Source organism: Paraburkholderia sp. PGU19 (assembly GCF_013426915.1).
In the GTDB taxonomy this organism is placed as follows: domain Bacteria; phylum Pseudomonadota; class Gammaproteobacteria; order Burkholderiales; family Burkholderiaceae; genus Paraburkholderia.
In genome coordinates, this window is sequence record NZ_AP023180.1 from 2,132,153 (window position 1) to 2,153,445 (window position 21,293).

The window sequence follows — 21,293 nt, forward strand, 5'->3', positions numbered from 1 at the left end:
GCTGTAGCCGCGCATCTTCTCATTCCCGCTCGCCCGCCTGGCCTGGCCGATATTGCGCGGCGCATTTCCAGAACTACTAAGAATTCCAAAGGATTGAAATGAATCCGTCAGTTCCCGCGCTATCGCCCGCCGAGCGCTATCAGGCGTCGGTGTCGCTGTATTCGTCGGGGCGTCTCTCGGAGGCGCTCGCACTGCTCGACGAGATACTGCAGCGCGATCCCGCCCACGCGGAAGCCATGCACCTCGCGGCCGTTTGCCTGAACGACCTGTATGACGCGGCAGACGCGAAAGACCTCAAGCCCGCCGTCGACGACACGCTCGATCTGGCCGAAGCGCACAACGATCTGGGCGGCTGGTTCTACGGACGCAAGCAGTTGACGCAGGCCGAGCACGCGTACCGCCGCGCGCTGTCGATCAAACCCGATCTGACGAAGGCAATGAACAATCTCGGTCTCGTGCTGCGCGATCTCGGGCGCGAGCCGGAAGCCGAAGCCTCGTTCCTGCACGCGCTCGCCATCGCGCCCGACTACGTGACGGCACGCAACAACCTCGGCGTGATGCTGTGGCAGCTCAAGCGCTTGCCGGAAGCGGAGGCCGCGTATCGGGATGTCGTCAGCCGTCAGCCGGGCGACGTCAGCGCGCACAACAACCTCGGCTTGCTGCTGCTGGAACTCAACCGTGTGCCGGAAGCGGAGCAGGCGTGCCGCCAGGCGCTGGCGCTCAATGCCGATGTGCCCGAAGCGCACAACAATCTGGGCAACGTGCTGTGGCAGCAAGGCCGCATCGCGGAAGCCATTGACGCATACCGCCAGGCGCTGGCGCTGCGGCCGGACTACGTCGGCGCGAAAGCGAACCTCGCGTTGCCGCTGCTGTGCATCGGCGATTACGTGCAAGGCTGGGCGCTCTACGAGTCGCGCTATCAAGAAGCGATCGGCACGCGCAGCGTGTTTCCGCCGCCCGTGCCTTATCCGCAATGGCGCGGCGAGCCGTTGCACGGCAAATCGCTGCTCGTGTGGCCCGAGCAGGGCTTCGGCGATGGCCTGCAATTCTGCCGCTATCTGCCGATGCTGAAGGCGCGTGGCGCGGCGAAGGTGAGTGTCGCTTGCCAGCCGCCGTTGCGGCGGCTGTTCGACAGCCTCGAAGGCGTGGACGCGGTGTATTCGCTCGACGGCGAGACGACGATTCCGGCGCACGACACCTGGTGTTTCATGCTGAGCCTGCCGATGCTGTTCGGCACGACCGTCGACACGATTCCCGCGCCGATGCCCTATCTGCGTGCGCCCGCCGCGCTCGCGCAGCACTGGCGCGGCAGGTTGCCGGAAGGCGGGTTCAAGGTCGGCCTGGTGTGGGCGGGCGATCCGCGCCCGCACGATCCCAGTTCGAATGCGATCGACCAGCGCCGTTCGCTGACGGCGCAATCGTACTTGCCGCTGCTGCGCGTGCCTGGGGTGACCTTCGTGAGCTTGCAGAAAGGCGCGGCGACCCGCCCGCAGATCGAAGACCTGCCAGCAGGGTTCCGCCCGCTCGACCCGATGGACGACGTGCAGGATTTCGCCGATACGGCCGCCATCGTCGAAAACCTGGATCTGGTGATCACGGTCGATACGTCGATGGCGCATCTGGCGGGCGCGCTCAACACGCCCGTGTGGATTCTGTCGCGCTATGACGCGTGCTGGCGCTGGTTCCGCGATCGTGACGATTCGCCGTGGTATCCGACTGCTCGGCTTTTCCGGCAAACGTCACCCGGCGACTGGGACAGCGTGGTCGAGCAGGTCGCGCAGGCGCTGGCGGGCCTGCGCGAGCCCGCCGTGTCGCACTGACGCTTGACGCTTGACGCGCCGCGCCGGACGCTAGAACGGATTGTCGATCACGCCCGGCTTCGCGTCCGGCTCTTCCTTCACCTGCTCCGGCAGATGCGATTCCGCCTGAAGCGCGGCGACGATGCCGTCGAGCGCTTCCTTCAGGGCCAGCGCCGCTTTCAGACCGCGCTTGTCCTTCGTGAGTGCGAGCGTGCCGTTCACGACGACGCGCGTGGTGCCGTTCGACACCGTCAGCGCGTCGCCCTGGATATTGAGCACGTCGTCGTCATTCGAATACGCTTTAAACACCTTTCAGCCCTCCCGGATGCTGGTCCTTCAGGTTTTCCGGAATGCCCGGAAAGCGGATGCCGCTCATTGCTTCGAGTTCATGCACGGACTTCACGTCGTACCGGTCGGTGGCCACGTTGTCCGCGACGATCGCGAACGCGAGTTTCTTCGACGGCACATAGACGACCTTGAATAGCTGCGTCGGCACGAACACGCGCGTCGGTCCGATGGTCTGCAACTGCCCGCCGATGAACATCGGGCCGGTGACCACGTAGATGTCGTCGTATTTTATCGACAGCTTGCGCACGGCCGTTTCGATGCGCGACCACATGCGCTGATTGTTCTCGCGGTTCTGCGGCACGACGTTCGCAAGCGAGAACGATTGTGCCATCGCCTCCGCGTTCCATCGGTTGCCGGCCGGGCTCATATGGCCGCGATCGAAACCGCTGCGCTTGTAGTCGGCGAGCGTCGCGCCTTCGCCGTCAGGCAGGCGCGCGTCCTCGAAGAACTTGTTGGTGCGCACCATGTCTTTCGCGGCTTCGATGTGGTCGCGCGTCAAATGCTCGGCGGACCACAGCGGACCATGCGTGATGCCTGAATGCAGAACGGCGAAATCCGAGTAGCACAGCATGCGCGACTTCGGCGTCATTTTCGCGTTCGTCAGCACGGGCCATTGGGCGTTGGGTGTGAAATCCGTGCATGACGTTGCCGCCCACGTGTGAGTCGCGTGACTCGCGGCCACGATAAGCAGGCTGACTAACCACTTCTTCATAGATCGGAAAGGCGAATGAGGGGGCCGCAAGTATAGCCGCGCGACCTATGCGCAATGCAAGGGCTTACACGCCGTTACGCGCCATCTTGTCGCGACGTATCGGCAAAACCGTCACGACGCATTGCCGCACGGCAAATTCTGCGCGTTCGACGGCGAGAGATGAAAGTGACAGAGGAAAGGCCCGCGTCGGCTAGGGGAGGCGCGAAGCGGGCGTGAATACGAAGCAGGCTTAGCGTCCGAACACGCTGTGCTCGGCGTTGACAGGCAAGCGGTCCACTGCCTGCAAGCGCCAGTAGCCGTTCATCCTCGCGTGCGTGCGGTCTGACGACCACGCCGCGCTGCCCTGTGCCGAGCTGACCCGCTGCCGTCCGTCCACGTGCAGGCCATTCAATGTGCATAACGGTGCTTCTGCGCTCGGCGCGCAGAGCTTGGTGACGCCGTTCTCGTCATGGAGTTCGCCCCAAGGGGGCAGGTCGATCCCATCGTGTGCTTCTCTCGACCAGCGATGTTCGTCGGTATCGAGCCAGAGCACGGCGTAGTCGTGATTGACGGTGGGGTCCGAACCGTTGATCAATATTGTCAGCCGCATGCAGAAATCCCCCGGTGAAAGATTGAGTATGTGCGCTTCCTCAGTCTACTTCGGGCCAACGGTTATGCAAGGCAAACAGCTATCGGTCAGATTGAAAAACCCAATTGGGAACGCATCACCGAACTCCTAGATTTAAGGCACGGCTCAGGTGCGCGCGTCTGGCCGGTCGTTGCCATCAGAAACGCGCGCTCCCACATACAGGCTTTGGATGGAGGCTCAGATGGCGCAACTCAAGGGTTCGAAGACGGAAGAGAATCTGAAGGCCGCATTTGCGGGTGAATCACAGGCCAATCGCCGCTACCTGTATTTCGCAGCGAAGGCCGACGTCGAGGGACAGAACGACGTCGCGGCGCTATTCCGCTCGACGGCGGAAGGCGAGACGGGCCACGCGCATGGCCACCTCGAATATCTGGAAGTTGTGGGCGATCCGGCGACGGGGCTGCCGTTCGGTTCATCGCGTCAGAATCTGCAGGCGGCGATTGCGGGCGAGACGCACGAATACACCGACATGTACCCCGGCATGGCAAAGGCCGCGCGCGAAGAAGGGTTCGACGAGATCGCGAACTGGTTCGAAACGCTGGCAAAGGCAGAACGCAGTCATGCGAATCGCTATACGAAGGCACTGGAGGCGCTGGTCGATTGAGTTGCACGCGCCGGCTGCGCGGCTGGCGCGTGTCGTCGCTTCCGTTTGGTGCAGGCTTGGCATGCAGACGATGCGATAGTGCGGTACAAACGCGAGACGAAGTGAGACGATCACGATTTCGCGCGCCGCATGCGGAAAAGTACGAACGCGCTTGCGAGAAACGAAGCGCATAAAAAAACCCCACAGCATTGCATGGGATGGGAGTAAGCCTGCCCGCCATGCCATCGGAGACGCACGCCATGCCTCACAAGGAAGGCAGTCTCGAAGCGCCCATTCGCCATCCGCTCGACTGGCAATCGGACGCGTTCTACGATCCGGAAGCGATCGATCAGGAATTGACGCGCGTATTCGACATCTGCGCCGGCTGTCGCCGATGCGTGTCGCTATGCGGCACATTTCCCACACTGTTCGACCTCGTCGACGAAACCGACTCCGGCGAAGCGCACGACGTCGACAAGAAGAAATTCGGCGCCGTCGTCGATCAATGCTATCTGTGCGACCTGTGCTACATGACGAAATGTCCCTATGTGCCGCCGCATCAATGGAACGTCGATTTTCCGCACCTGATGCTGCGCGCGAAGGCTGCCGCCTTCAAGCGCGGAGACGTACCGTTACGCGACAAGTTCCTGTCGAACACCGACGCGCTCGGCACGTTCGCCGGCATTCCCATCGTTACGCAGACGGTCAACGCGGTGAATCACACGCACGCGGCGCGCGGCATGATGGAAAAGGCGCTCGGCGTCGACAAGGACGCCTGGCTGCCGGACTTCGCCACGCGCAAGTTTCGCAGCGCCGCGAAGAAGTCGCCGCAGGTGCAGACCAGGGACGGCGAGCGTACGCCCGGCAAGGTCGCGATCTACGCCACCTGCTACGTGAATTTCAACGAGCCAGGCATCGGTCACGATCTGCTGGCCGTGCTCGCGCACAACGACATTCCCTACGAACTGGTATCGAGCGAGGCGTGCTGCGGCATGCCGTTGCTCGAGCAAGGCAACCTGCAAGGTGTCGCGGCGAAGAAAGAGAAGAACATGCCCGTGCTCGCGCGTTATGCGCGCGACGGCTACGCGATCATCGGCGCGATTCCGAGTTGCGTGCTGATGTACAAGCACGAGCTGCCGCTCATGTTTCCCGACGACCTGGACGTGCGCGCCGTCAGCGAAGCGTTCTGGGACCCGTTCGAATATTTCATGGCGCGCCATCGCGATGGTTTGCTGAAGACCGACTTCAACACGCCGCTCGGCAAGGTGTCGTATCACGTGCCGTGTCATGCGCGCGTGCAGAACATTGGACGCAAGACGTCGGAGACGTTCGCGCTCGTGCCGGACACACAGGTGACGGTCATCGAGCGTTGTTCCGGTCACGCAGGCACGTTCGGCGTGAAGAAGGAATTTCACGCGATGGCGATGAAGATCGGCACGCCCGTCTTCAAGGCGATGGCGCAGCCGCAGCCCGATTACATCTCATCCGATTGCCAGCTTGCCGGTCATCACATCGAACAGGGTTTCGACGAAAACAGTTTGCCGAAGACGCCGCTCGCGCATCCGTTGACGCTGCTGCGCAAGGCGTACGGCCTTTGATCTTCAATTGGCGAGGATAACGATGAGCATCGCGAGGAACTCCCTGTTGTCGCTCGAAAACTATGCGAAGCAGCGCAAGACGATGCGCGAGCGGATCATCGAGCACAAGAAGAATCGCATGGTCCGGTTGGGCAATCACCTGACGTTCCTGTTCGAAGACGAACTGACGATCCGCTACCAGATCCAGGAGATGCTGCACATCGAAAAGATCTTCGACGAGGACGGCATTCAGGGCGAACTCGAAGCGTATTTGCCGCTCGTGCCCAACGGCAGCAACTTCAAGGCGACGCTGCAGATCGAGTACGAAAACGAAGTCGAACGGCATGCGGCGCTCGCGCGGCTGATCGGCATCGAAGACAGCGTGTTCATACGGGTGGACGGCGAAGAGCCCGTCTACGCGATCTCCGACGAAGACCTCGAACGCGAGACCAACGAGAAGACCTCAGCCGTGCATTTCGTGCGCTTCGAACTGACGCCTTCGATGAAATCGCGCCTGCGCGACGGCGCGGCGTTGCTTATCGGCTGCGATCACCCGGGCTATCCCGTCGACTTGCAGCCGGTCGCCGACGACGTGCGCCGCTCACTCGTCAAGGACCTCGCCTAAAGCGGCTTCCGGTATACGACGAAGCCTGACAGGTCGGCGATCTTGTCGTAAAGCTGCATGGCCGTCTGATTCGATTCGTGCGTGAGCCAGTACACGCGTTCGGCGCGCGCGGCCTTCGCCGCCGCGTAGACGGCTTCGATCAACGCGCGGCCCACGCCTTTGCCGCGCTCGGACTCGAGCGTGAACAGATCGTGCAGATAGCACGTCGGTCCCGCCATCAGCGTGCTGCGGTGATACAGATAATGCACGAGGCCGGTCAGCGTGCCGTCGGCGCGCTCGGCCACCATCGCATGCATTGGCTCCAGTCCGTCGAAGAAGCGCGCCCACGTCAGTTGGGTGATGTCGCGCGGCAGCGCCGTTGCGTCGAAGCGGCCGTAGAAACGGTTATAGCCGTCCCACAACGGCAGCCATGCTTCGTAGTCGGCGGGAACGACGGGGCGGATTTTCACAGCTTGCGTCACGAGTAGCGCTCCTTTCCTTTATCGACGGGTATGGACGAAGCTTAGGGTTTCTGTGGCACCATTGGTAGCTCCACGTCGAATATAAAATCTGGAGCCACGCAATTGGACTACGGGCTGTTGATGTCGCGCTTCGCGAGCCAGGCGTCGGGCCGCAGGCTCACTCAGCAAACGCTGCTTTATGAAAGCCTGCGTCACGCCATCCTGAACGGCGACATTCGCCACGGCAGCCAGCTCGTGCCGACACGCGCGCTCGCCGAGCAACTCGGCATCGCGCGCAACTCGGTGCTGTACGCATACGAACGGCTCGCTGAAGAAGGCTTCATCGCGGCGAGCCGTCACGGGTCGATCGTCAGTTGCGTCGCGCTGCCTTCGGCGCATGCGGGAGACGCCAACGTCGCGCCTGTCAGCCGCCTGTCGCGGCGCGTCGCCAGTCTGCCGCACGATCGCGCCGCGCGCGGCATGCGTTCGCCGTTTCAGGCGGGCGTCCCCGCGCTCGACGAATTTCCCGTCGCGCAATGGCGCGCGTCGATGGAGCGCGCATGGCGATCCGTCGATGCCCGCGATCTCGGTTACGGCTATCACGCGGGTCATCCGTCGCTGCGGCGTGCGGTGGCCGAATATGTGCGCGTGTCGCGCGGCGTGCGCTGCACGGCCGATCAGGTGTTCATCACGTCGGGCACGCATACGAGCCTCGACCTGTGCGCACGGATGCTCGCCGATCCCGGCGATACCGTATGGCTCGAAAACCCAGGCTATCAGGGCGCGCGGATCGCGTTCCAGGCGGCGGGCCTGAACATCGTGCCGATTCCCGTCGACGCCGCCGGACTCGCGCCCACGGAAGCACACTGGCAGCGCACGCCGCCGCGCCTCGTCTACATCACGCCGTCGCATCAATATCCGCTTGGCAGCGTGCTGAGCCTGGAGCGGCGCTGGTCGATCATCGACAACATCGTCGAGCGCGGCGCGTGGATCATCGAGGACGACTACGACAGCGAGTTGCGCCACAGCGGTCCGCCGCTGCCGTCGGTTCAGGGTCTGCGCGACGCGGCGCCCGTCGTCTATCTAGGCACCTTCAGCAAGACGATGTTTCCGGCGCTGCGCATCGGTTTCATGATCGTGCCGGCGAGCCTGGCGCCGGAGATCGGCGGCGTGATCGGCGAGATGTCGCGGCAAGGGCGCGTCGCGGATCAGGTCGCGCTGGCGGATTTCATCGAAAGCGGTAAGTACGCGCGCCATTTGCGACGCATGCGCCGCATCTACCAGCAGCGGCGCGAAGCGATGGTCAGCGCGATTTATACGCACATGCGCGATCTCGTGACCGTTTCATCCGATGGCAGCGGCATGCATCTGACGATGCGGCTCGATGTGCCGCTGCAGGACCGCGACGTGAGCGCCGCGTTGCGCGAGCAAGGCATGTCGGTTTCGCCGTTGAGCACGTACTGTCATCAAGGCGAGGATGCCGAACGCTACAACGGTTTCATGCTCGGCTACGCGGGCGTGCGTCCCGAGAAGGCAGACCGGCTCGTTGCCGAACTCGGCGCGGCGATTCACGCATTGATGCGAGACAAATAATATTCAACTGAATGGTTGAATAACATCCAGGCCCTGCCTATACTCGGACGGATGAACGAGTCCGCTCTCGACGGCGTGTTTCGCGCGCTGTCCGATCCCACCCGGCGCGCGATGCTTGCGCAGCTCGCCACCGGCGAACGCAGCATCGGCGAACTGGCTGCGCCGTTCGCGATGTCGTTCGCGGCGGCGTCGAAGCACGTCAAGGTGCTCGAAGGCGCGGGGCTGATCCAGCGCCGGGTGCAAGGGCGCTCGCATATCTGCCGGATCGACCCGGCTCCGCTCGCCGCCGCCGACGCGTGGCTGCGTTTCTACGAACACTTCTGGAGCGGCCGGCTCGACCCGCTCGAAGACCTGCTGCGCAATTCCAAGGGGGATACACGATGAACCAGAACGAACCACTCGGCGTTTTCGACGGCACACAGGTCGTGCGCTTCGAACGTCTGCTGCCCGGCCCGATCGAGCGCGTGTGGGCGTATCTGACCGAGTCCGACAAGCGCAGCCAGTGGCTCGCATCGGGCGCGATGCCGCCGCAGCCAGGCGGCGACTTCATGATGCGTTTCGATCACTCGTTGTTGTCGGCGTCGCCTGAGATTCCGCCCGAGCCGTATCGGCAGTACGCGGGCGGGCATGATTCGCTGCACCGGCTGTTGCGCTTCGAGCCGCCGCATCTGCTCGCGTTCACATGGGGCAGCATTCAGGACAATCTGTCGGAAGTGACCTTCGAGCTATCGGAGGCGGGCGATCAGGTGAAGCTGGTGCTCACGCATCGCAACCTGTCCGGCCGCGACGAGCAACTCGATGTCGGTCCCGGCTGGCACAGCCATCTCGACGTGTTGCGCGAGCGCCTGAACGGCACCGCGCCCGCGTCGTTCTGGACGATGTTCGAGGGAATCAAGGCGCGCTACGACGCGCTCTGAGGTGCGCGCGGCACGTCCGCACACGCGTTTCCGTCATCGTGTACGCAGCGGCTGATCGGCAAGGTGCCGCAAGGGCGCTATGTCGAGATGCCGGAGACGGCGCAATCGTACGGACACCAGACGCTCGCGCACCCCGAAGTGTGGAAGCCTTATCTGATCCAGCTGATGAACGGCGGCTGAAGCCCGGACGGGAGGCCGGCTGCGTCTCCCGCACGGCGAGTGAGATAATCCACATTCGCCCCAAAATGCAGAGCTGGAGAATAAAGTGAGCCGCATCGACAACCCCACACGCGACCAGGAAGCCGGCGTCGCCGATTCCACCCAGGACATCACGCGCATCGACGACACGCGCATCGGCGCGGTGCGTCCGCTGATCTCGCCGGCGCTGCTGCTCGACGAACTGCCGTGCCCGCCGGGCGTGCAGACGCTGGTTGAGCAAAGCCGCGTCGAAATCGCCGATATCCTGCACGATCGTGACGACCGGCTGGTCGTCGTCGTCGGTCCGTGCTCGATTCACGACCACGATCAGGCGATGGAATACGCGCACAAGCTGAAAGCCGCCGCCGATTCACTACGCGACGATCTGATGATCGTCATGCGTGTCTACTTCGAGAAGCCGCGTACGACGGTTGGCTGGAAAGGCTATATCAATGATCCGCGTCTGGACGGCAGCTTCCGGATCAACGAAGGGCTGCGGAGGGCGCGCGAGCTGCTGCTCGAGATCAGCGGGCTCGGCTTGCCGACGGGCACCGAGTTTCTTGATCTGCTGAGCCCGCAGTACATTGCTGATCTGATCGCGTGGGGCGCGATCGGCGCGCGTACCACTGAAAGTCAGAGCCATCGGCAACTGGCTTCTGGCCTGTCGTGCCCGATCGGTTTCAAGAACGGCACCGATGGCGGCGTGCAGATTGCCGCTGATGCGATTGTCGCTGCGGCCGCGAGCCATGCGTTCATGGGTATGACGAAGATGGGCATGGCCGCGATCTTCGAGACGCGTGGCAACGATGACGCGCATGTGATCTTGCGTGGCGGCAAGAAGGGGCCGAATTATGATGCTGCGGGTGTCGAGGAGGCTTGTGCCGCGCTGCGCAAGTTGGGGTTGCGGGAACAGGTGATGGTCGATTGCTCGCATGCTAATTCCAACAAGTCGCATGAGCGGCAGATTGAAGTCGCTCAGGATCTGGCGAATCAGTTGACTGCCGGTGACAGGCGGATCGTTGGGGTGATGATCGAGAGCCATCTCGAAGCTGGGCGGCAGGATCTCAAGCCGGGTGTGCCGCTTGCTCGGGGGTGTCGATTACTGATGCGTGTATTGGTTGGGCTCAGACTGAGCCTGTGTTGCATACGCTTGCGCAGGCTGTTCGGGCGCGGAGGCAGGCTGTGGCTGGGAAGTGACGGCAGGGCGTCGGCAGGTTTCTTTCTTTCGCTACGCGTGTGAGGCGCTGCGTTTTGTCCGGCGCATGGAGGCTTATGACTAACGCGAATCAATACTCGAAGGTTGCGCCGAGCCGCGCGGATGTTGATGCGATGGCTGGCTTGACCGTCGTCGAATTTGGCACCGACTGGTGCGGGTATTGTCAGGGTGCGCAGCCTGTGATCGCGAAGGCCCTCGGCCAGCATCCGGGCACCCGGCATCTCAAGATCGAGGATGGGCCTGGGCGGCCGCTTGGGCGTTCGTTCAAGGTTAAGCTTTGGCCGACTCTGGTCTTTGTGCGTGATGGAGTTGAGGTGGCGCGGGTGGTGCGGCCCACCGATGCCGCTCAGATTGAGGAGGCTTTTGCCAGCGTGGCGTGACTAGCGGTGTTTCTGCTTTTGCGCTGGCATCCGCGTTTTGTTAGCGTGCTTCAGGCGTCGCCCCTGTGCGGGGCGGCACCTACTTTTCTTTGCCGCCGCAAAGAAAAGTAGGCAAAAGAAAGCGGCTCACACCGTCAGTTCTTGTTACTGCCTGAGGGCCCCCAACGGGTCTTACGCTTCACACGGCAATCACGTGACCCACGTTCGTTGCCAACGCTTCGAACAGATGCCTCCCCCGCTTCAATAACCCGTACTCAAGCTGACGCCGCCGGAAGTTTTCGGCCCCATTGCGGCAAACTGTGTGTAGGTCGTCGGGATTTCTTTGCACCGCCTTAGCCTTTCGGGTCGCCGAACAGGCTGTTCAGATCCTTCGTATCTTCCGACAGGTTGTACTCCTTCTGTACCGCCTTGAGCGCTTCGTCGACTGAGCGGTCGAAGCCAATTGCATTGCCGAAATTTTTCATCGTCCAGTTGCAGCCGCTTGCGTCCGGTTCCTGCATCTGCGGACGCGGCACACGGATCTTGACGCCGTCCTCCACCACCTCCGGCGCGCGCTCGATGCGCCGCCTCACCTCGTCCTGTAACTGCGATGCGGTGCGTGTCTTGCGTAGCATGAGCGTCTCCTGCTCTGTTGGCTAAAGTCGCTGGACAGTCTAGCGCAACGGCTTCACACGAAGCGTTTGCGATCATGCGGCGCGCTGAAATCCTGCACCGGGCCGAGCGGTACGATGCCCGTCGGGTTCACAGAGCCGTGGCTCTCGTAGTAATGCCGCTTGATATGCTCGAAGTTCACCGTGCCGGCCACGCCCGGGTGCTGGTAGATGTCGCGCGTATAAGCCGACAGATTCGGATAGTCCGCGATGCGCCGCAGGTTGCACTTGAAGTGGCCAAAGTACACGGCGTCGAAACGGATCAGCGTCGTGAAGAGTCGGATGTCGGCTTCCGTCAGCCGGTTGCCCGTCAGGAAGCGCTGCGTCGACAGTTTCTGTTCGAGCCAGTCCAGCGTCTCGAAGAGCGGCACGACGGCCTCTTCGTACGCCGCCTGCGTGGTCGCGAAGCCCGACTTGTAGACGCCGTTGTTCACCGTGTCGTAGACGCGTGCGTTGATCGCGTCGATCTCGGCGCGCAGCGGCGGCGGATAGAAGTCGCCCGGCTCGGCGCCGAGTTCGTCGAACGCCGAGTTCAGCATGCGGATGATTTCCGACGACTCGTTATTGACGATCGTCCGTTGATGTTTGTCCCACAGGATCGGCACGGTCACGCGGCCCGTGTAGTGCTTATCCGCGGCAACGTAGACGTCGCGCAGATACTTCGCGTGATTCAGCGTGTCGGGTACGACGCCCGGGCTGTCGGCAAAGGTCCAGCCGTCGCCGAGCATCAGCCAGTGCACGACGGAGACGCTGATCATGTCCTCAAGACCTTTCAACGCGCGCACGATCAGCGTGCGGTGCGCCCACGGACACGCCAGGCTCACGTACAGGTGATAACGTCCCGCTTCCGCTTCGAAGCCGTCGTTGCCGCTCGGGCCGGCTTCGCCGTCGGGTGTGACCCAGTTGCGGAAGATGGCGTCTGTACGCACGAAGCGGCCGCCCGTCGATGCCGTGTCATACCATTTGTCCTGCCATTGACCGTCGACTAACAATCCCATTTCGCTGCTCCTTCTATCCCGCGTTTCCAGCCCGCGCGATATGCGCTGCGCCGCTGCGATGTCAGCCGTGCGGCAAGACATCGGCAGAAGACCTTATGATGGACCGCCATTCGGGTTTTGCCGTACGATTTTCCCGTTGATCTCATTCGACAGGTTCGCACATGTTGACGGATGAAGAGCTTGCGCTGCTCGAAGCGATTCGTGAAAGCGGCAGCTTGTCGCGCGCCGCGGCGCGGCTCGGCAAGGCTCCGTCGACGGTCTCGCACGCGGCGCGCCAGCTCGAAACGCGCTTCGACGCGCTGCTGTTCGACCGCCGCCGCTATCGGCTGCAATTGACGCCCGCCGGCCAGCTGCTCGCCGAAGAGGCCGCGCGCCTGATGCAGGACGTGTCGCGCATGACGCAACGCGTACGGCAGATCGCCAGCGGCTGGGAAGACCGGCTGTGGATCGTCACCGACGAACTCATGGAGTTCGAGACCTTCATGCCCGTCGTCCACGCGTTCGATACGCTGCAATCGGGCGTCAAGCTGCGTCTGACGACGGAAGTGCTCAGCGGCACATGGGAAGCGCTGCGCGACGGCCGCGCCGACGTGATCGTCGGCGCGACCAACGAGCCGCCCGCCATTCCCGGCTTGCGCTGGTTCGAACTGGGCGTGGTCGACTGGGTGTTCGCCGTGTCGCCGCGGCATGCGCTCGCGAGCATCAAGGAGCCGCTCAGACGCGAGCAGATCGCGAAGCAGCGCGGTATCGTCGTCGCCGATTCGTCGCGTGCGAGCGGCCGCGCGTATGGCCTGCTCGGCGGGCAGACTTCACTCGCGGTGCCCAGCATGCGTGCGAAAATCCTTGCGCAGCGCGATGGGCTCGGCGTCGGCTGGTTGCCGCGCCAACGCGTGGCGTCGCTGCTCAAGCGCGGTGAACTCGTCGAGAAGGAAACCGCCGATCCGCGCGAGCCGAATGTGCTGTACGTCGCATGGCGCGGCGATCAGGAGGGGCGGGCGCTGAAATGGTGGCTCGACCAGCTGCGCGAGCCGCGCTTTGCGAAACGTCTGGTGCAGGGGATCGATCAGTTCGCGTGAAGGGCGTGGCGTGTCCTGCCAGTCCGATGAACTGTCGACAGGCGCGCGAAACAAACGGAAATACGACGGAAACCCGCGCCTCGCGCGTTGAAGGAATAAAGCGACCGGATGGGGCGTTCTGTTGATATGACGATTGCAGTGCGCCGCTTGCACGATGAAGACCCGCCGGCTTGCACCTCGCTTTCGCCGTCCCTACCGACTTCCAACCAGAACGGCTCATGAACACATCGACAACTTCCCGCACGGCCTCGCGCGACGGCATCGAGACGCTTTCCACGCCGGCGCACGCGTCCCGCTACACACGCACCGCGATGATCCTGCATTGGCTGATTGCCGTGCTCATCATCGTGAACGTGGTGCTTGGGCTTTCCGCCGATGCGCTGCCCGACGACTGGGTGCGCCCCGTCATCGACACGCACAAGTCGATCGGCATCACGGTGCTCGGCCTTGCGCTGCTGCGCCTGCTGTGGCGCGCGTCGCACCGGCCGCCGCCGTTGCCGCGCGAGTTTCCGTCGTGGGAGCGGATGGCTGCGCACGTCGCGCACTTCCTGCTCTATTTCGTGATGATCGCGCTGCCGCTGTCGGGCTGGATGCACGACTCCGCGTGGAAAGCGGCGGCAACCCATCCGATGCATCTGTTCGGCGTGGTCCCGTTTCCGCGCATCGGCTTCATCATGAATCTCGATCCCGCCGTGAAAGAGCCGCTGCACGACAGATTCGGCGCGCTGCACACGTACCTCGGCTATGCGCTGTACGCGTTGCTGGCGATGCACATTGGCGGCGCGCTCAAGCATGAGTTGTTCGACCGTCATTCCGTCATCAAGCGGATGGTGCCGTGATGGATATCGACGTGATCGAAGATGCGACGCTGACGAACCACAGCCTGTCCGACGAGCCCACGGTGGTAGCGGGCGAGCGTCCAAGGCCGTCGCTGCGCGAAGCGCTCGCCGCCGCGTCGCCGCGCATCAACCCGCGCAAGGGCACCTGGCAGAGCGCCGTGATTCACGGCAGCGTGACCGCCTTGTGGCTGCTGCTGTTCGCGCGCGCGTTCTTTCTGCATGGCGCGCTCGCGTGGTCGACGGGGATCGCTTACGTGCTGTACGACACGCTGCTGCTCGCGTTCGTCACTATCAAGACCTGGCCGCTGATCCGCCGCTCGTTGCCTGCGCACCGGTCTGCAGTTGGCGGGAAACTGCCCACTATGGGCGTCATCGTCGCCTCGCACAACGAGGCTGGCGTGCTGCCCGTGACGCTTGCCGCACTGCTGCGGCAGATGCACGGCCCGGCGCAGATCGTGATCGCCGACGACGGCTCGACGGACGGCACGCGCGATCTGCTCACCGGCCGCTTCGGTCTGACGGAGCCCGCGTTGGGCGTACTGAGCGCGCCGAGCAGCCGCTATCCGAATCTGCACTGGCTGCGCGTGCCGCATGGCGGCAAGGCGCTGGCGCTGAATGCCGCGATCGACGTGATGACGACGGACACCGTCATGACCGTGGACGCCGACACGCTGCTCGCCGACGACGCCACGCTCGCGATGCGAGCGGCCTTCGCGCAGTCGCCGAAGCTGGTCGCGGCGACGGGCATTCTCGTGCCCGTGTGCAACCGCACGGCGAGCGGGCGCGTGTTCCAGTGGTTCCAGACTTACGAATACATGCGCAACTTCATCGCGCGCTTCGCATGGATGCGGGCCGACAGTCTGCTGCTGGTGTCGGGCGCATTTGCGTCGTTCCGGCGCGACGCGCTCGTCGCCGTCGGCGGCTTCGACGCGCAATGCCTCGTCGAAGATTACGAGCTGATTCACCGGCTGCGGCGCTATTCCGTCGATCACGACCTCGGCTGGGACGTGCGCGTGGTCGGCGACGCCCACGCGCAGACGGAAGCGCCCGCAACGCTCGGCGCGTTCCTGCGCCAGCGCCGCCGCTGGTTCGCGGGCTTCCTGCAAACGCAGTACTGGAACCGCGACATGACGGGCAACGCACGTTATGGCACGCTCGGCCGGCTGATGCTGCCCGTGAAGGCGTTCGACACGATGCAGCCGGTCTACGGCCTGACTGCGTTCGCGTTGCTGCTCGGCTTCGTGGTCGGCGGACATGGGTTGATCGTCGTGTCGATCTTCAGCGTGATCGGCCTGAAGACGGCGATCGACCTCGCGTTCTATCTGTGGAGCATCCATCTGTACCGCCGCTGGACGGGGCTGACGCACGGCACGAGCTTGCCGATGGCTGTCGTTGCCGCCATTGCCGAGCCGTTCACCTTCCAGCTGCTCCGGCATACGGGCGCGGTGCTCGGCTGGCTGCAATTTCTACGCGGTGGCAAGACGTGGGGCAAGCAGCATCGGTCGGGTCTCGTGGGCGCGACGCAGAGTACGCGTTGAGCGCGGTTGCGGTGCATATCGGCGACGTATGACGTTGTTGCGAGTTTCTTGAGCGTTGCGGCTGCAACAAAATGGAAGGGCGGTGCTTCGGCGCCGCCCTTTGTTTTTGGCGCAACGACGGGGGCGTCGACGCTCATCCGGTAATGCCTACCGGCACGCCTACCTGCGGTGAGTCCTCATAATTCTCGGACGCGACTTCTAGTAGACTGACCGGACATCGGTTTTCTAACTATCAAATCCGCTCGGTCCCGGCGACCGGCCGACCGTTGTGCCAGGAGGCTTCATTCATGCACGTAGTCGCTCCGTTGGACAGCAGTTCCGTCGATAACCCTCCCAAGGCTGCCGTGCGCGATCTGCGCCGCGTCGATATTCATCCCGATCACTGGTATCCCCTTGCATGGTCGCGCGAAGTGAAGCGCGGTAAAACGCATGCCGTGCGCTTTGCAGGCGAGCCGATCGTGCTGGCGCGCACCGAATCGGGCAAGGTGATCGCACTGGAGGATCGCTGCGCGCATCGGCAGGTGCCGCTGAGCGGCGGTGTGGTCGACGGCGAGGCTATCCGCTGCGGTTACCACGGCTGGACCTACGACTGCTCGGGCAAATGCATCGATGTGCCGTATCTCGGCCGTGAGCGACTGCCGAATGGCGTGCGCGCGTACCCGTGCCGCGAAGCCGAAGGGCTGATTTTCGTGTTTCCGGGCGATGCCGCGCTCGCCGAGAGGATGCCGCTGCCGCCGCTCGGTTCCGTGGCCGACAAGGCGTACAAGACGCGGCGCTTCGGCCGCGAAGTGGCGTGCCACTACTCGTTCATGCACGAAAACCTGATGGATATGAACCATCAGTTTCTGCACCGCAAGCAGATGGGCAAGATGCGCGCGCGTTCGCTGGGCCGGCGGCGCGGCGACGACTGGGTCGAAGTGGACTACACGTTCGCGCGTGAAGCGGGTCAGCAGCCGATCGGCGAAGCGCTGGTGTTCGGGCAAAGCCGCAAGACCACGAGAGCCGACGACAAGGACGTGATGACGATCCGCACGCAGTATCCGTTTCAGACGCTGCGGATTCGCACGTCCGACGGGACGATCGTGATGGACCTGTGGATCTGCTACGTGCCGCTCGATCGCGATCAGCGCACCAATCGCACGTTTGGCCTGCTGTCCATCAAGCGGCCGAAGATCGGCGCACTGCTCGACGTCGCGTGGCCGCTGCTGGTGTGGTTCACCGAGCGCATCTTCAAGGAGGACCGCTGGATCGTCGAACTCGAGCAGGCCGCGCACGACGCGCAAGGCGCCGACTGGAATCACGAAGTCTTCCCGGTGATCAACGAGCTGCGCGATCTGCTGCGCGAATGCGGCGCGCCCGCGGCGCGGCGGGTGATTCCTATCGAGCCTTCTGCCGAGTCCGTTGCCGTCTGACTGTGCGGCGTTTCGTTTCAAACGGCCATTGATCGGACGTTAGGCGTTCGAACGTTCGGCCCCTCTCATTCGTCGCGACTTTCTGTCCGCGCGGTGCACGCGGCGAGCGTGCGATGCTTCGACAATGCGTTATGCTTGATTTGTCCGCCCGGCTTCGGGCGGACGCGATGCATCGTTCGAAGGAGGCTGTCTCATGTCCGAGGATGGCGACGCAACTCCGCCGATCGCGGATCTGCAAATCGTGTCGACGCGCGTGTTCGATTTTCCGCGCGATCTCGTGTTCAGGGCCTGGACTGAGCCGGTCCATCTCGCGCACTGGTGGGGCCCGAAGGGCTTCACGAATTCCTTCCACGAATTCGATCTACGTCCGGGCGGCAACTGGCGCCTCGCGATGCACGGGCCGGACGGCGTCGAGTACAAGAATCACAGTGTATTCGTCGAGATCGTCGCGCCCGAACGTATCGTGTTCGATCACGTGTCGGGTCCGCAATACCGCGTCACGGCGACTTTCGATGCGCTGAGCGACGAACAGACGGGCATCACGTTTCGCATGGTCTTCGAGACGCCTGCCGTGTGCGCGCAGGTGAAGACGTTTGCCGTCAAGGCCAACGAAGAGAACTTCGACCGTCTGCAGAAGGAGTTGAAGCGGATGGTTTGAGCGGGCGTCACGGTTCTCGTGACGCTATTCCGCCAGCTCAGTCCGTTCCGTCAGTTCAATAGGCAACGGTCTCACGTTCCGAAGAACGTGAGGCCGTTGTGGTCGCCTCGTGGGCCCGAGCGCTTACGGCGGGTCGATCGTACGTATCAACCCGCCGCGCTTCGTGTGTGATTAGAAGCGGTGACGCAAGCCAACGGATGCGACGCCCTGGCGGTGCGTCGACGAAACGCCCGTCGTGCTGCCGTTGTCGATCACTGCGTTGATCGTCGAGCCATCCGGCGCGCTCGTTTCCTGATACGTGCCTTGCACGTACACGTCCGTGCGCTTCGACAGCGAGTAGTCGCCCTTCAGGCCGACCTGGTTCGCGTGGAAGTGTGCATTTTCAGCCGCGCCGTTCGAGTACGTGTAGGCAATGCCCAGACCCAGCGCAGGCGTCAGGTTGTAGGTGGCGTTGGCTTCGTAGTTGTTGGTGTGAACGGAACCCGTGCTGCCCGTCACGTTGTCGAGGCGAGCTTGCGTCCATACGATGCCGAACAGCGCCGGGCCGAACGCGTAGGTTGCGCCCGCGCCGAACTGGCGCTGACGGAACGACACGCCCGTCAGACCGATATTGTTCAGATCGAGGTTGTTGTAAGCGCCGCCCGACGTGGCATTCGGGTTGTTCTGCTGCGCGTAGCCCGCGCCGACGCGCAGGCCTGCGTTTTCATAGCCCGCGCCGACGCTGTATGCGCGGTTGTTGGCGAACTGCGAGCTGTTCGAGAACGAGTAGGTGCCGCCGAACGAGAAGCCCGAGTAGTTGGCGCTCGCGAACTTGATCGAGTTGCTGGCTGCGTCCTGGCTGTTCTTGTCGAGGTGATCGAGGTTGCCGTAGTGGGCGAAGTTCGCGCCGCCCCAGCTGCCCGTTGCCGATAGCGGCGACACGAAGTCCTGCATCGCGTCGTACTGACGGCCCAGCGTGACCGTGCCAAACTGGCTCGACAGGCCGACGAACGACTGACGCGAGAACATCTTGCCTTGCGATGCCTGTGCACCGTTGTTCGTGTCGAAGCCTTCTTCCAACGTGAAGATGGTCTTCAGGCCGCCGCCGAGGTCTTCGACGCCGCGCAAGCCGAAGCGGTTTTCATCCGTCGAGCCGCTGCCGACTGCCCACTGGTGGCCGCCATTGACGTTGCTCGTGTAGGAGATCGACGTGTCCAGCGTGCCGTACAGCGTGACGCTGCTTTGTGCGTGCGCGACCGAGGCGAACGAGGCAGCCACTGCCGTCGCGATCAGAATCTTCTTCATCTGTGCTTCCTTCAGTTCATGGGGCAATACGAGGCTTGAATACAAACGGACAAGCTATGCATGCCGCGTCCTGTACGAAGCAAGACCACTTAACTTGCCCGGTTTGGGGAAGCGCAAGTATAGAAAGGGACCCTAACTATCGATTGATATTCAAACTGGAAATGGTCTGTTTCCATAAAAGAAAGGAAAGACGCAGGGGATTGATTTGATTTGTATTTTTGGCTGGACTGGTTTTCGATTTTTTTATTGGTATAAATTTTAATGTTGTGATATGACAACGAAGTTTGGCAGTGATTTATTTGAGATAAGCCATATATAAGAAATGGAAGCGATGCATTCGGCTAAAACAGCGGTTTCGGCTCGATGTGAATCGGTGGAAGGCCGTGAAATAGCGGGTAAGACGTCGGAGACGATTTCGTCAGAGTGTGTCATAAATCAAAATGTCAGTGAACTTTTTTGAGTGATTGAGATCGTCGATGTAATTGAATTAATTTGAATTCGTCCACTATGAATATAGTTAAGGATTAGACGTATCACGCGGAAAATACGGATCTCAATCAAAGACAAATTTTTGCAATTTAGCTATCCAGGAGAGCAGTGACATTATTTGGCAAAAATCAAGGCGGCGATTGAGCTTCAATCGCGATTGCGACGCGGACGATCTCGCGCTTCAACATGTCATGCTCCTGCCTGATTGAAGATGTATCTTCCTCAGCAAGCGTTGTGCCATTTCCATCAGCGGAATGCCCATTCGCGCAGCAGACCTTTTCGCCCGCGTTGCCACTTTGCTAGACTGCCTTCGCCAGCAGATTCAAGCTTTGCTGCCATCGCCGCCGCGCCACCCGTCTCACGAAGTACGGCACCCCCGAACGCAGCGGCCCGACAACCGGAACACGGAGTCACCATGTCTTACATGCTGCTCATCGTCGAACCCACCGAGCAACGCGAGGAACGCGGCGAAGTCGCGGGTCGCGCCGTCTACGACCGCATGCTCAAATACCGCGCCGAGTTGCAGTCGCGCGGCCAGCTGATCGCCGCCGAATCGCTGTCGCCCAGCAAGAAGGGTGTGCGCCTCGAAAAGCGCGACGGGCAGACCCGCCTGATCGACGGGCCGTTTGCCGAAGCGAAGGAAATGATCGGCGGCTTCTTTCTGCTGAACGTCGATACCTACGAAGAAGCGCTCGCGCTCGCCAACGAATGTCCGGCCGCCGAGTGGTGCACCATCGAAGTCCGTAAGGTCGCGCCGTGCTACGAGTACTGACGGCGCGCGCCGGCTGAACCGTCCGGTGCCCTCGCAAGGGTTTTCCCTGGCGACGCCAGTTGTCGATCTGACTGCGTGCCGCTCGTCGTGGAAGTAGAAGCCGCCACGGGGCGTCCTTCATCCACGAGGAGAGACGGCGATGCGATTCATGATCATGGTGAAGGCCACGGGCGACAGCGAGGCCGGCAAGATGCCGGACGAAGCACTGATGGCGTCGATGGCGACGTATCACGAAGCCTTGCAGAAGGCGGGCGTGCTACTCGACGCATCCGGCCTGCAGCCTAGCGCGAAGGGCTGGCGCGTGCGCTATGCGGGCGGCAGGCGCACCGTCACGGAAGGCCCGTTTGCGGAAACGAAAGAGCTGATCGCGGGCTACACCGTGATCCAGGTGCGATCGCGCGAAGAAGCGATGGAATGGGCGCGACGCTTTCCCGCGCCGTTCGGCGAACAGGCCGACGGTGAAATCGAAGTTCGCCAGATGTTCGACCTCGACGACTTCGAGCCGAGCCAGTCGACGGAACGCTTTCGCAAGATCGAAGGCGCGAACCACTGACCTTGCAT

Annotated in this window: 22 protein-coding genes and 1 pseudogene; 16 read left to right on the plus strand and 7 right to left on the minus strand. The window is 62.6% G+C overall.

Features of this window, described 5'->3' with window-relative positions; translation table 11 throughout:
* The first annotated feature begins 98 nt into the window (after positions 1 to 98).
* Positions 99 to 1,820: a tetratricopeptide repeat-containing glycosyltransferase family protein gene (locus H1204_RS27200; RefSeq protein ID WP_180731588.1), complete on the plus strand. Its 1,722-nt coding sequence runs from the start codon at positions 99 to 101 to the stop codon at positions 1,818 to 1,820.
* A gap of 30 nt (positions 1,821 to 1,850) precedes the next feature.
* On the opposite strand, the gene H1204_RS27205 is transcribed toward H1204_RS27200, so the two are convergent.
* The 3 genes from H1204_RS27205 to H1204_RS27215 all read right to left on the minus strand — a co-directional run bounded on the left by H1204_RS27205 (position 1,851) and on the right by H1204_RS27215 (position 3,448).
* Positions 1,851 to 2,108: a hypothetical protein gene (locus H1204_RS27205; RefSeq protein ID WP_180731589.1), complete on the minus strand. Its 258-nt coding sequence runs from the start codon at positions 2,106 to 2,108 to the stop codon at positions 1,851 to 1,853.
* The gene (locus tag H1204_RS27210; protein WP_180731590.1) at positions 2,101 to 2,859 is read right to left on the minus strand and encodes a DNA/RNA non-specific endonuclease; all 759 of its coding nucleotides are present in this window, start codon (positions 2,857 to 2,859) and stop codon (positions 2,101 to 2,103) included. The genes H1204_RS27205 and H1204_RS27210 overlap by 8 nt, the downstream gene beginning before the upstream one ends.
* Positions 2,860 to 3,088: 229 nt before the next feature.
* Entirely contained in the window at positions 3,089 to 3,448 is a 360-nt protein-coding gene (locus tag H1204_RS27215) for a DUF3564 domain-containing protein (RefSeq protein WP_180731591.1), read from the minus strand.
* Between the two features lie 220 nt (positions 3,449 to 3,668).
* On the opposite strand from H1204_RS27215, the gene H1204_RS27220 reads away from it, so the two are divergent.
* The 3 genes from H1204_RS27220 to H1204_RS27230 all read left to right on the plus strand — a co-directional run bounded on the left by H1204_RS27220 (position 3,669) and on the right by H1204_RS27230 (position 6,272).
* Positions 3,669 to 4,091, plus strand: coding sequence for a rubrerythrin family protein (locus H1204_RS27220; RefSeq protein ID WP_180731592.1), 423 nt, complete (start codon positions 3,669 to 3,671; stop codon positions 4,089 to 4,091).
* Positions 4,092 to 4,330: 239 nt separating this feature from the next.
* Complete coding sequence (locus H1204_RS27225) at positions 4,331 to 5,668, plus strand: heterodisulfide reductase-related iron-sulfur binding cluster (RefSeq protein ID WP_180731593.1); 1,338 nt, start codon at positions 4,331 to 4,333, stop codon at positions 5,666 to 5,668.
* 22 nt (positions 5,669 to 5,690) lie between these two features.
* Positions 5,691 to 6,272 (plus strand): DUF3501 family protein, encoded by a 582-nt coding sequence (locus tag H1204_RS27230; protein WP_180731594.1) that lies wholly within the window; start codon positions 5,691 to 5,693, stop codon positions 6,270 to 6,272.
* On the opposite strand, the gene H1204_RS27235 is transcribed toward H1204_RS27230, so the two are convergent.
* Entirely contained in the window at positions 6,269 to 6,733 is a 465-nt protein-coding gene (locus H1204_RS27235) for a GNAT family N-acetyltransferase (protein ID WP_180731595.1), read from the minus strand. The genes H1204_RS27230 and H1204_RS27235 overlap by 4 nt on opposite strands.
* A gap of 102 nt (positions 6,734 to 6,835) precedes the next feature.
* On the opposite strand from H1204_RS27235, the gene H1204_RS27240 reads away from it, so the two are divergent.
* The 5 genes and pseudogenes from H1204_RS27240 (at position 6,836) to H1204_RS27260 (ending at position 11,016) form a co-directional block, all read left to right on the plus strand.
* A complete protein-coding gene (locus H1204_RS27240; RefSeq protein WP_180731596.1) occupies positions 6,836 to 8,305 on the plus strand; it encodes a PLP-dependent aminotransferase family protein in 1,470 nt (489 codons plus the stop codon).
* A 51-nt stretch (positions 8,306 to 8,356) separates the two neighbouring features.
* Complete coding sequence (locus tag H1204_RS27245) at positions 8,357 to 8,689, plus strand: metalloregulator ArsR/SmtB family transcription factor (protein ID WP_180731597.1); 333 nt, start codon at positions 8,357 to 8,359, stop codon at positions 8,687 to 8,689.
* The gene (locus tag H1204_RS27250; protein ID WP_180731598.1) at positions 8,686 to 9,222 is read left to right on the plus strand and encodes an SRPBCC family protein; all 537 of its coding nucleotides are present in this window, start codon (positions 8,686 to 8,688) and stop codon (positions 9,220 to 9,222) included. The genes H1204_RS27245 and H1204_RS27250 overlap by 4 nt, the downstream gene beginning before the upstream one ends.
* A 265-nt stretch (positions 9,223 to 9,487) precedes the next feature.
* A pseudogene (locus H1204_RS27255) lies at positions 9,488 to 10,617 on the plus strand (3-deoxy-7-phosphoheptulonate synthase).
* 75 nt (positions 10,618 to 10,692) lie between these two features.
* Complete coding sequence (locus H1204_RS27260) at positions 10,693 to 11,016, plus strand: thioredoxin family protein (RefSeq protein WP_180731599.1); 324 nt, start codon at positions 10,693 to 10,695, stop codon at positions 11,014 to 11,016.
* Between the two features lie 332 nt (positions 11,017 to 11,348).
* Here H1204_RS27260 and H1204_RS27265 read toward each other — a convergent pair whose 3' ends face one another.
* A complete protein-coding gene (locus H1204_RS27265) occupies positions 11,349 to 11,630 on the minus strand; it encodes a hypothetical protein (RefSeq protein WP_180731600.1) in 282 nt (93 codons plus the stop codon).
* Between the two features lie 53 nt (positions 11,631 to 11,683).
* Positions 11,684 to 12,664, minus strand: a complete 981-nt coding sequence (locus H1204_RS27270) for a glutathione S-transferase family protein (RefSeq protein ID WP_180731601.1) — start codon at positions 12,662 to 12,664, stop codon at positions 11,684 to 11,686.
* A 161-nt stretch (positions 12,665 to 12,825) separates the two neighbouring features.
* Between H1204_RS27270 and H1204_RS27275 the strand changes: the two genes are divergently transcribed.
* From H1204_RS27275 to H1204_RS27295, 5 genes are all read left to right on the plus strand, one after another.
* On the plus strand, positions 12,826 to 13,740 hold the full coding sequence (locus H1204_RS27275; RefSeq protein ID WP_180731602.1) for a LysR family transcriptional regulator: 915 nt from the start codon (positions 12,826 to 12,828) through the stop codon (positions 13,738 to 13,740).
* 218 nt (positions 13,741 to 13,958) lie between these two features.
* The gene (locus tag H1204_RS27280; RefSeq protein ID WP_180731603.1) at positions 13,959 to 14,579 is read left to right on the plus strand and encodes a cytochrome b; all 621 of its coding nucleotides are present in this window, start codon (positions 13,959 to 13,961) and stop codon (positions 14,577 to 14,579) included.
* Positions 14,579 to 16,117 carry a glycosyltransferase gene (locus tag H1204_RS27285; protein ID WP_243468794.1) on the plus strand — a complete coding sequence of 513 codons (1,539 nt, stop codon included), beginning with the start codon at positions 14,579 to 14,581 and terminating at the stop codon, positions 16,115 to 16,117. Before H1204_RS27280 ends, H1204_RS27285 begins: the two co-directional genes overlap by 1 nt.
* Positions 16,118 to 16,404: 287 nt before the next feature.
* Entirely contained in the window at positions 16,405 to 17,529 is a 1,125-nt protein-coding gene (locus H1204_RS27290; RefSeq protein ID WP_180731604.1) for an aromatic ring-hydroxylating dioxygenase subunit alpha, read from the plus strand.
* A gap of 193 nt (positions 17,530 to 17,722) precedes the next feature.
* Positions 17,723 to 18,187, plus strand: coding sequence for an SRPBCC family protein (locus H1204_RS27295; RefSeq protein ID WP_180731605.1), 465 nt, complete (start codon positions 17,723 to 17,725; stop codon positions 18,185 to 18,187).
* 171 nt (positions 18,188 to 18,358) lie between these two features.
* Here the strand turns inward: H1204_RS27295 and H1204_RS27300 are convergent, their stop codons facing one another.
* Entirely contained in the window at positions 18,359 to 19,471 is a 1,113-nt protein-coding gene (locus tag H1204_RS27300; RefSeq protein WP_180731606.1) for a porin, read from the minus strand.
* A 904-nt stretch (positions 19,472 to 20,375) separates the two neighbouring features.
* On the opposite strand from H1204_RS27300, the gene H1204_RS27305 reads away from it, so the two are divergent.
* Entirely contained in the window at positions 20,376 to 20,732 is a 357-nt protein-coding gene (locus H1204_RS27305) for a YciI family protein (RefSeq protein WP_180731607.1), read from the plus strand.
* A gap of 139 nt (positions 20,733 to 20,871) precedes the next feature.
* Complete coding sequence (locus tag H1204_RS27310; protein ID WP_180731608.1) at positions 20,872 to 21,285, plus strand: YciI family protein; 414 nt, start codon at positions 20,872 to 20,874, stop codon at positions 21,283 to 21,285.
* Positions 21,286 to 21,293: the final 8 nt, after the last annotated feature.

Bases quoted from the DNA above. Each gene is read 5' to 3' on its own strand.
- H1204_RS27200 (WP_180731588.1), top strand. From the start codon at position 99: ATGAATCCGTCAGTTCCCGCGCTATCGCCCGCCGAGCGCTATCAGGCG.
- H1204_RS27210 (WP_180731590.1), bottom strand. From the start codon at position 2,859: ATGAAGAAGTGGTTAGTCAGCCTGCTTATCGTGGCCGCGAGTCACGCG.
- H1204_RS27215 (WP_180731591.1), bottom strand. From the start codon at position 3,448: ATGCGGCTGACAATATTGATCAACGGTTCGGACCCCACCGTCAATCAC.
- H1204_RS27220 (WP_180731592.1), top strand. From the start codon at position 3,669: ATGGCGCAACTCAAGGGTTCGAAGACGGAAGAGAATCTGAAGGCCGCA.
- H1204_RS27225 (WP_180731593.1), top strand. From the start codon at position 4,331: ATGCCTCACAAGGAAGGCAGTCTCGAAGCGCCCATTCGCCATCCGCTC.
- H1204_RS27230 (WP_180731594.1), top strand. From the start codon at position 5,691: ATGAGCATCGCGAGGAACTCCCTGTTGTCGCTCGAAAACTATGCGAAG.
- H1204_RS27245 (WP_180731597.1), top strand. From the start codon at position 8,357: ATGAACGAGTCCGCTCTCGACGGCGTGTTTCGCGCGCTGTCCGATCCC.
- H1204_RS27250 (WP_180731598.1), top strand. From the start codon at position 8,686: ATGAACCAGAACGAACCACTCGGCGTTTTCGACGGCACACAGGTCGTG.
- H1204_RS27260 (WP_180731599.1), top strand. From the start codon at position 10,693: ATGACTAACGCGAATCAATACTCGAAGGTTGCGCCGAGCCGCGCGGAT.
- H1204_RS27265 (WP_180731600.1), bottom strand. From the start codon at position 11,630: ATGCTACGCAAGACACGCACCGCATCGCAGTTACAGGACGAGGTGAGG.
- H1204_RS27270 (WP_180731601.1), bottom strand. From the start codon at position 12,664: ATGGGATTGTTAGTCGACGGTCAATGGCAGGACAAATGGTATGACACG.
- H1204_RS27275 (WP_180731602.1), top strand. From the start codon at position 12,826: ATGTTGACGGATGAAGAGCTTGCGCTGCTCGAAGCGATTCGTGAAAGC.
- H1204_RS27280 (WP_180731603.1), top strand. From the start codon at position 13,959: ATGAACACATCGACAACTTCCCGCACGGCCTCGCGCGACGGCATCGAG.
- H1204_RS27285 (WP_243468794.1), top strand. From the start codon at position 14,579: ATGGATATCGACGTGATCGAAGATGCGACGCTGACGAACCACAGCCTG.
- H1204_RS27290 (WP_180731604.1), top strand. From the start codon at position 16,405: ATGCACGTAGTCGCTCCGTTGGACAGCAGTTCCGTCGATAACCCTCCC.
- H1204_RS27295 (WP_180731605.1), top strand. From the start codon at position 17,723: ATGTCCGAGGATGGCGACGCAACTCCGCCGATCGCGGATCTGCAAATC.
- H1204_RS27300 (WP_180731606.1), bottom strand. From the start codon at position 19,471: ATGAAGAAGATTCTGATCGCGACGGCAGTGGCTGCCTCGTTCGCCTCG.
- H1204_RS27305 (WP_180731607.1), top strand. From the start codon at position 20,376: ATGTCTTACATGCTGCTCATCGTCGAACCCACCGAGCAACGCGAGGAA.
- H1204_RS27310 (WP_180731608.1), top strand. From the start codon at position 20,872: ATGCGATTCATGATCATGGTGAAGGCCACGGGCGACAGCGAGGCCGGC.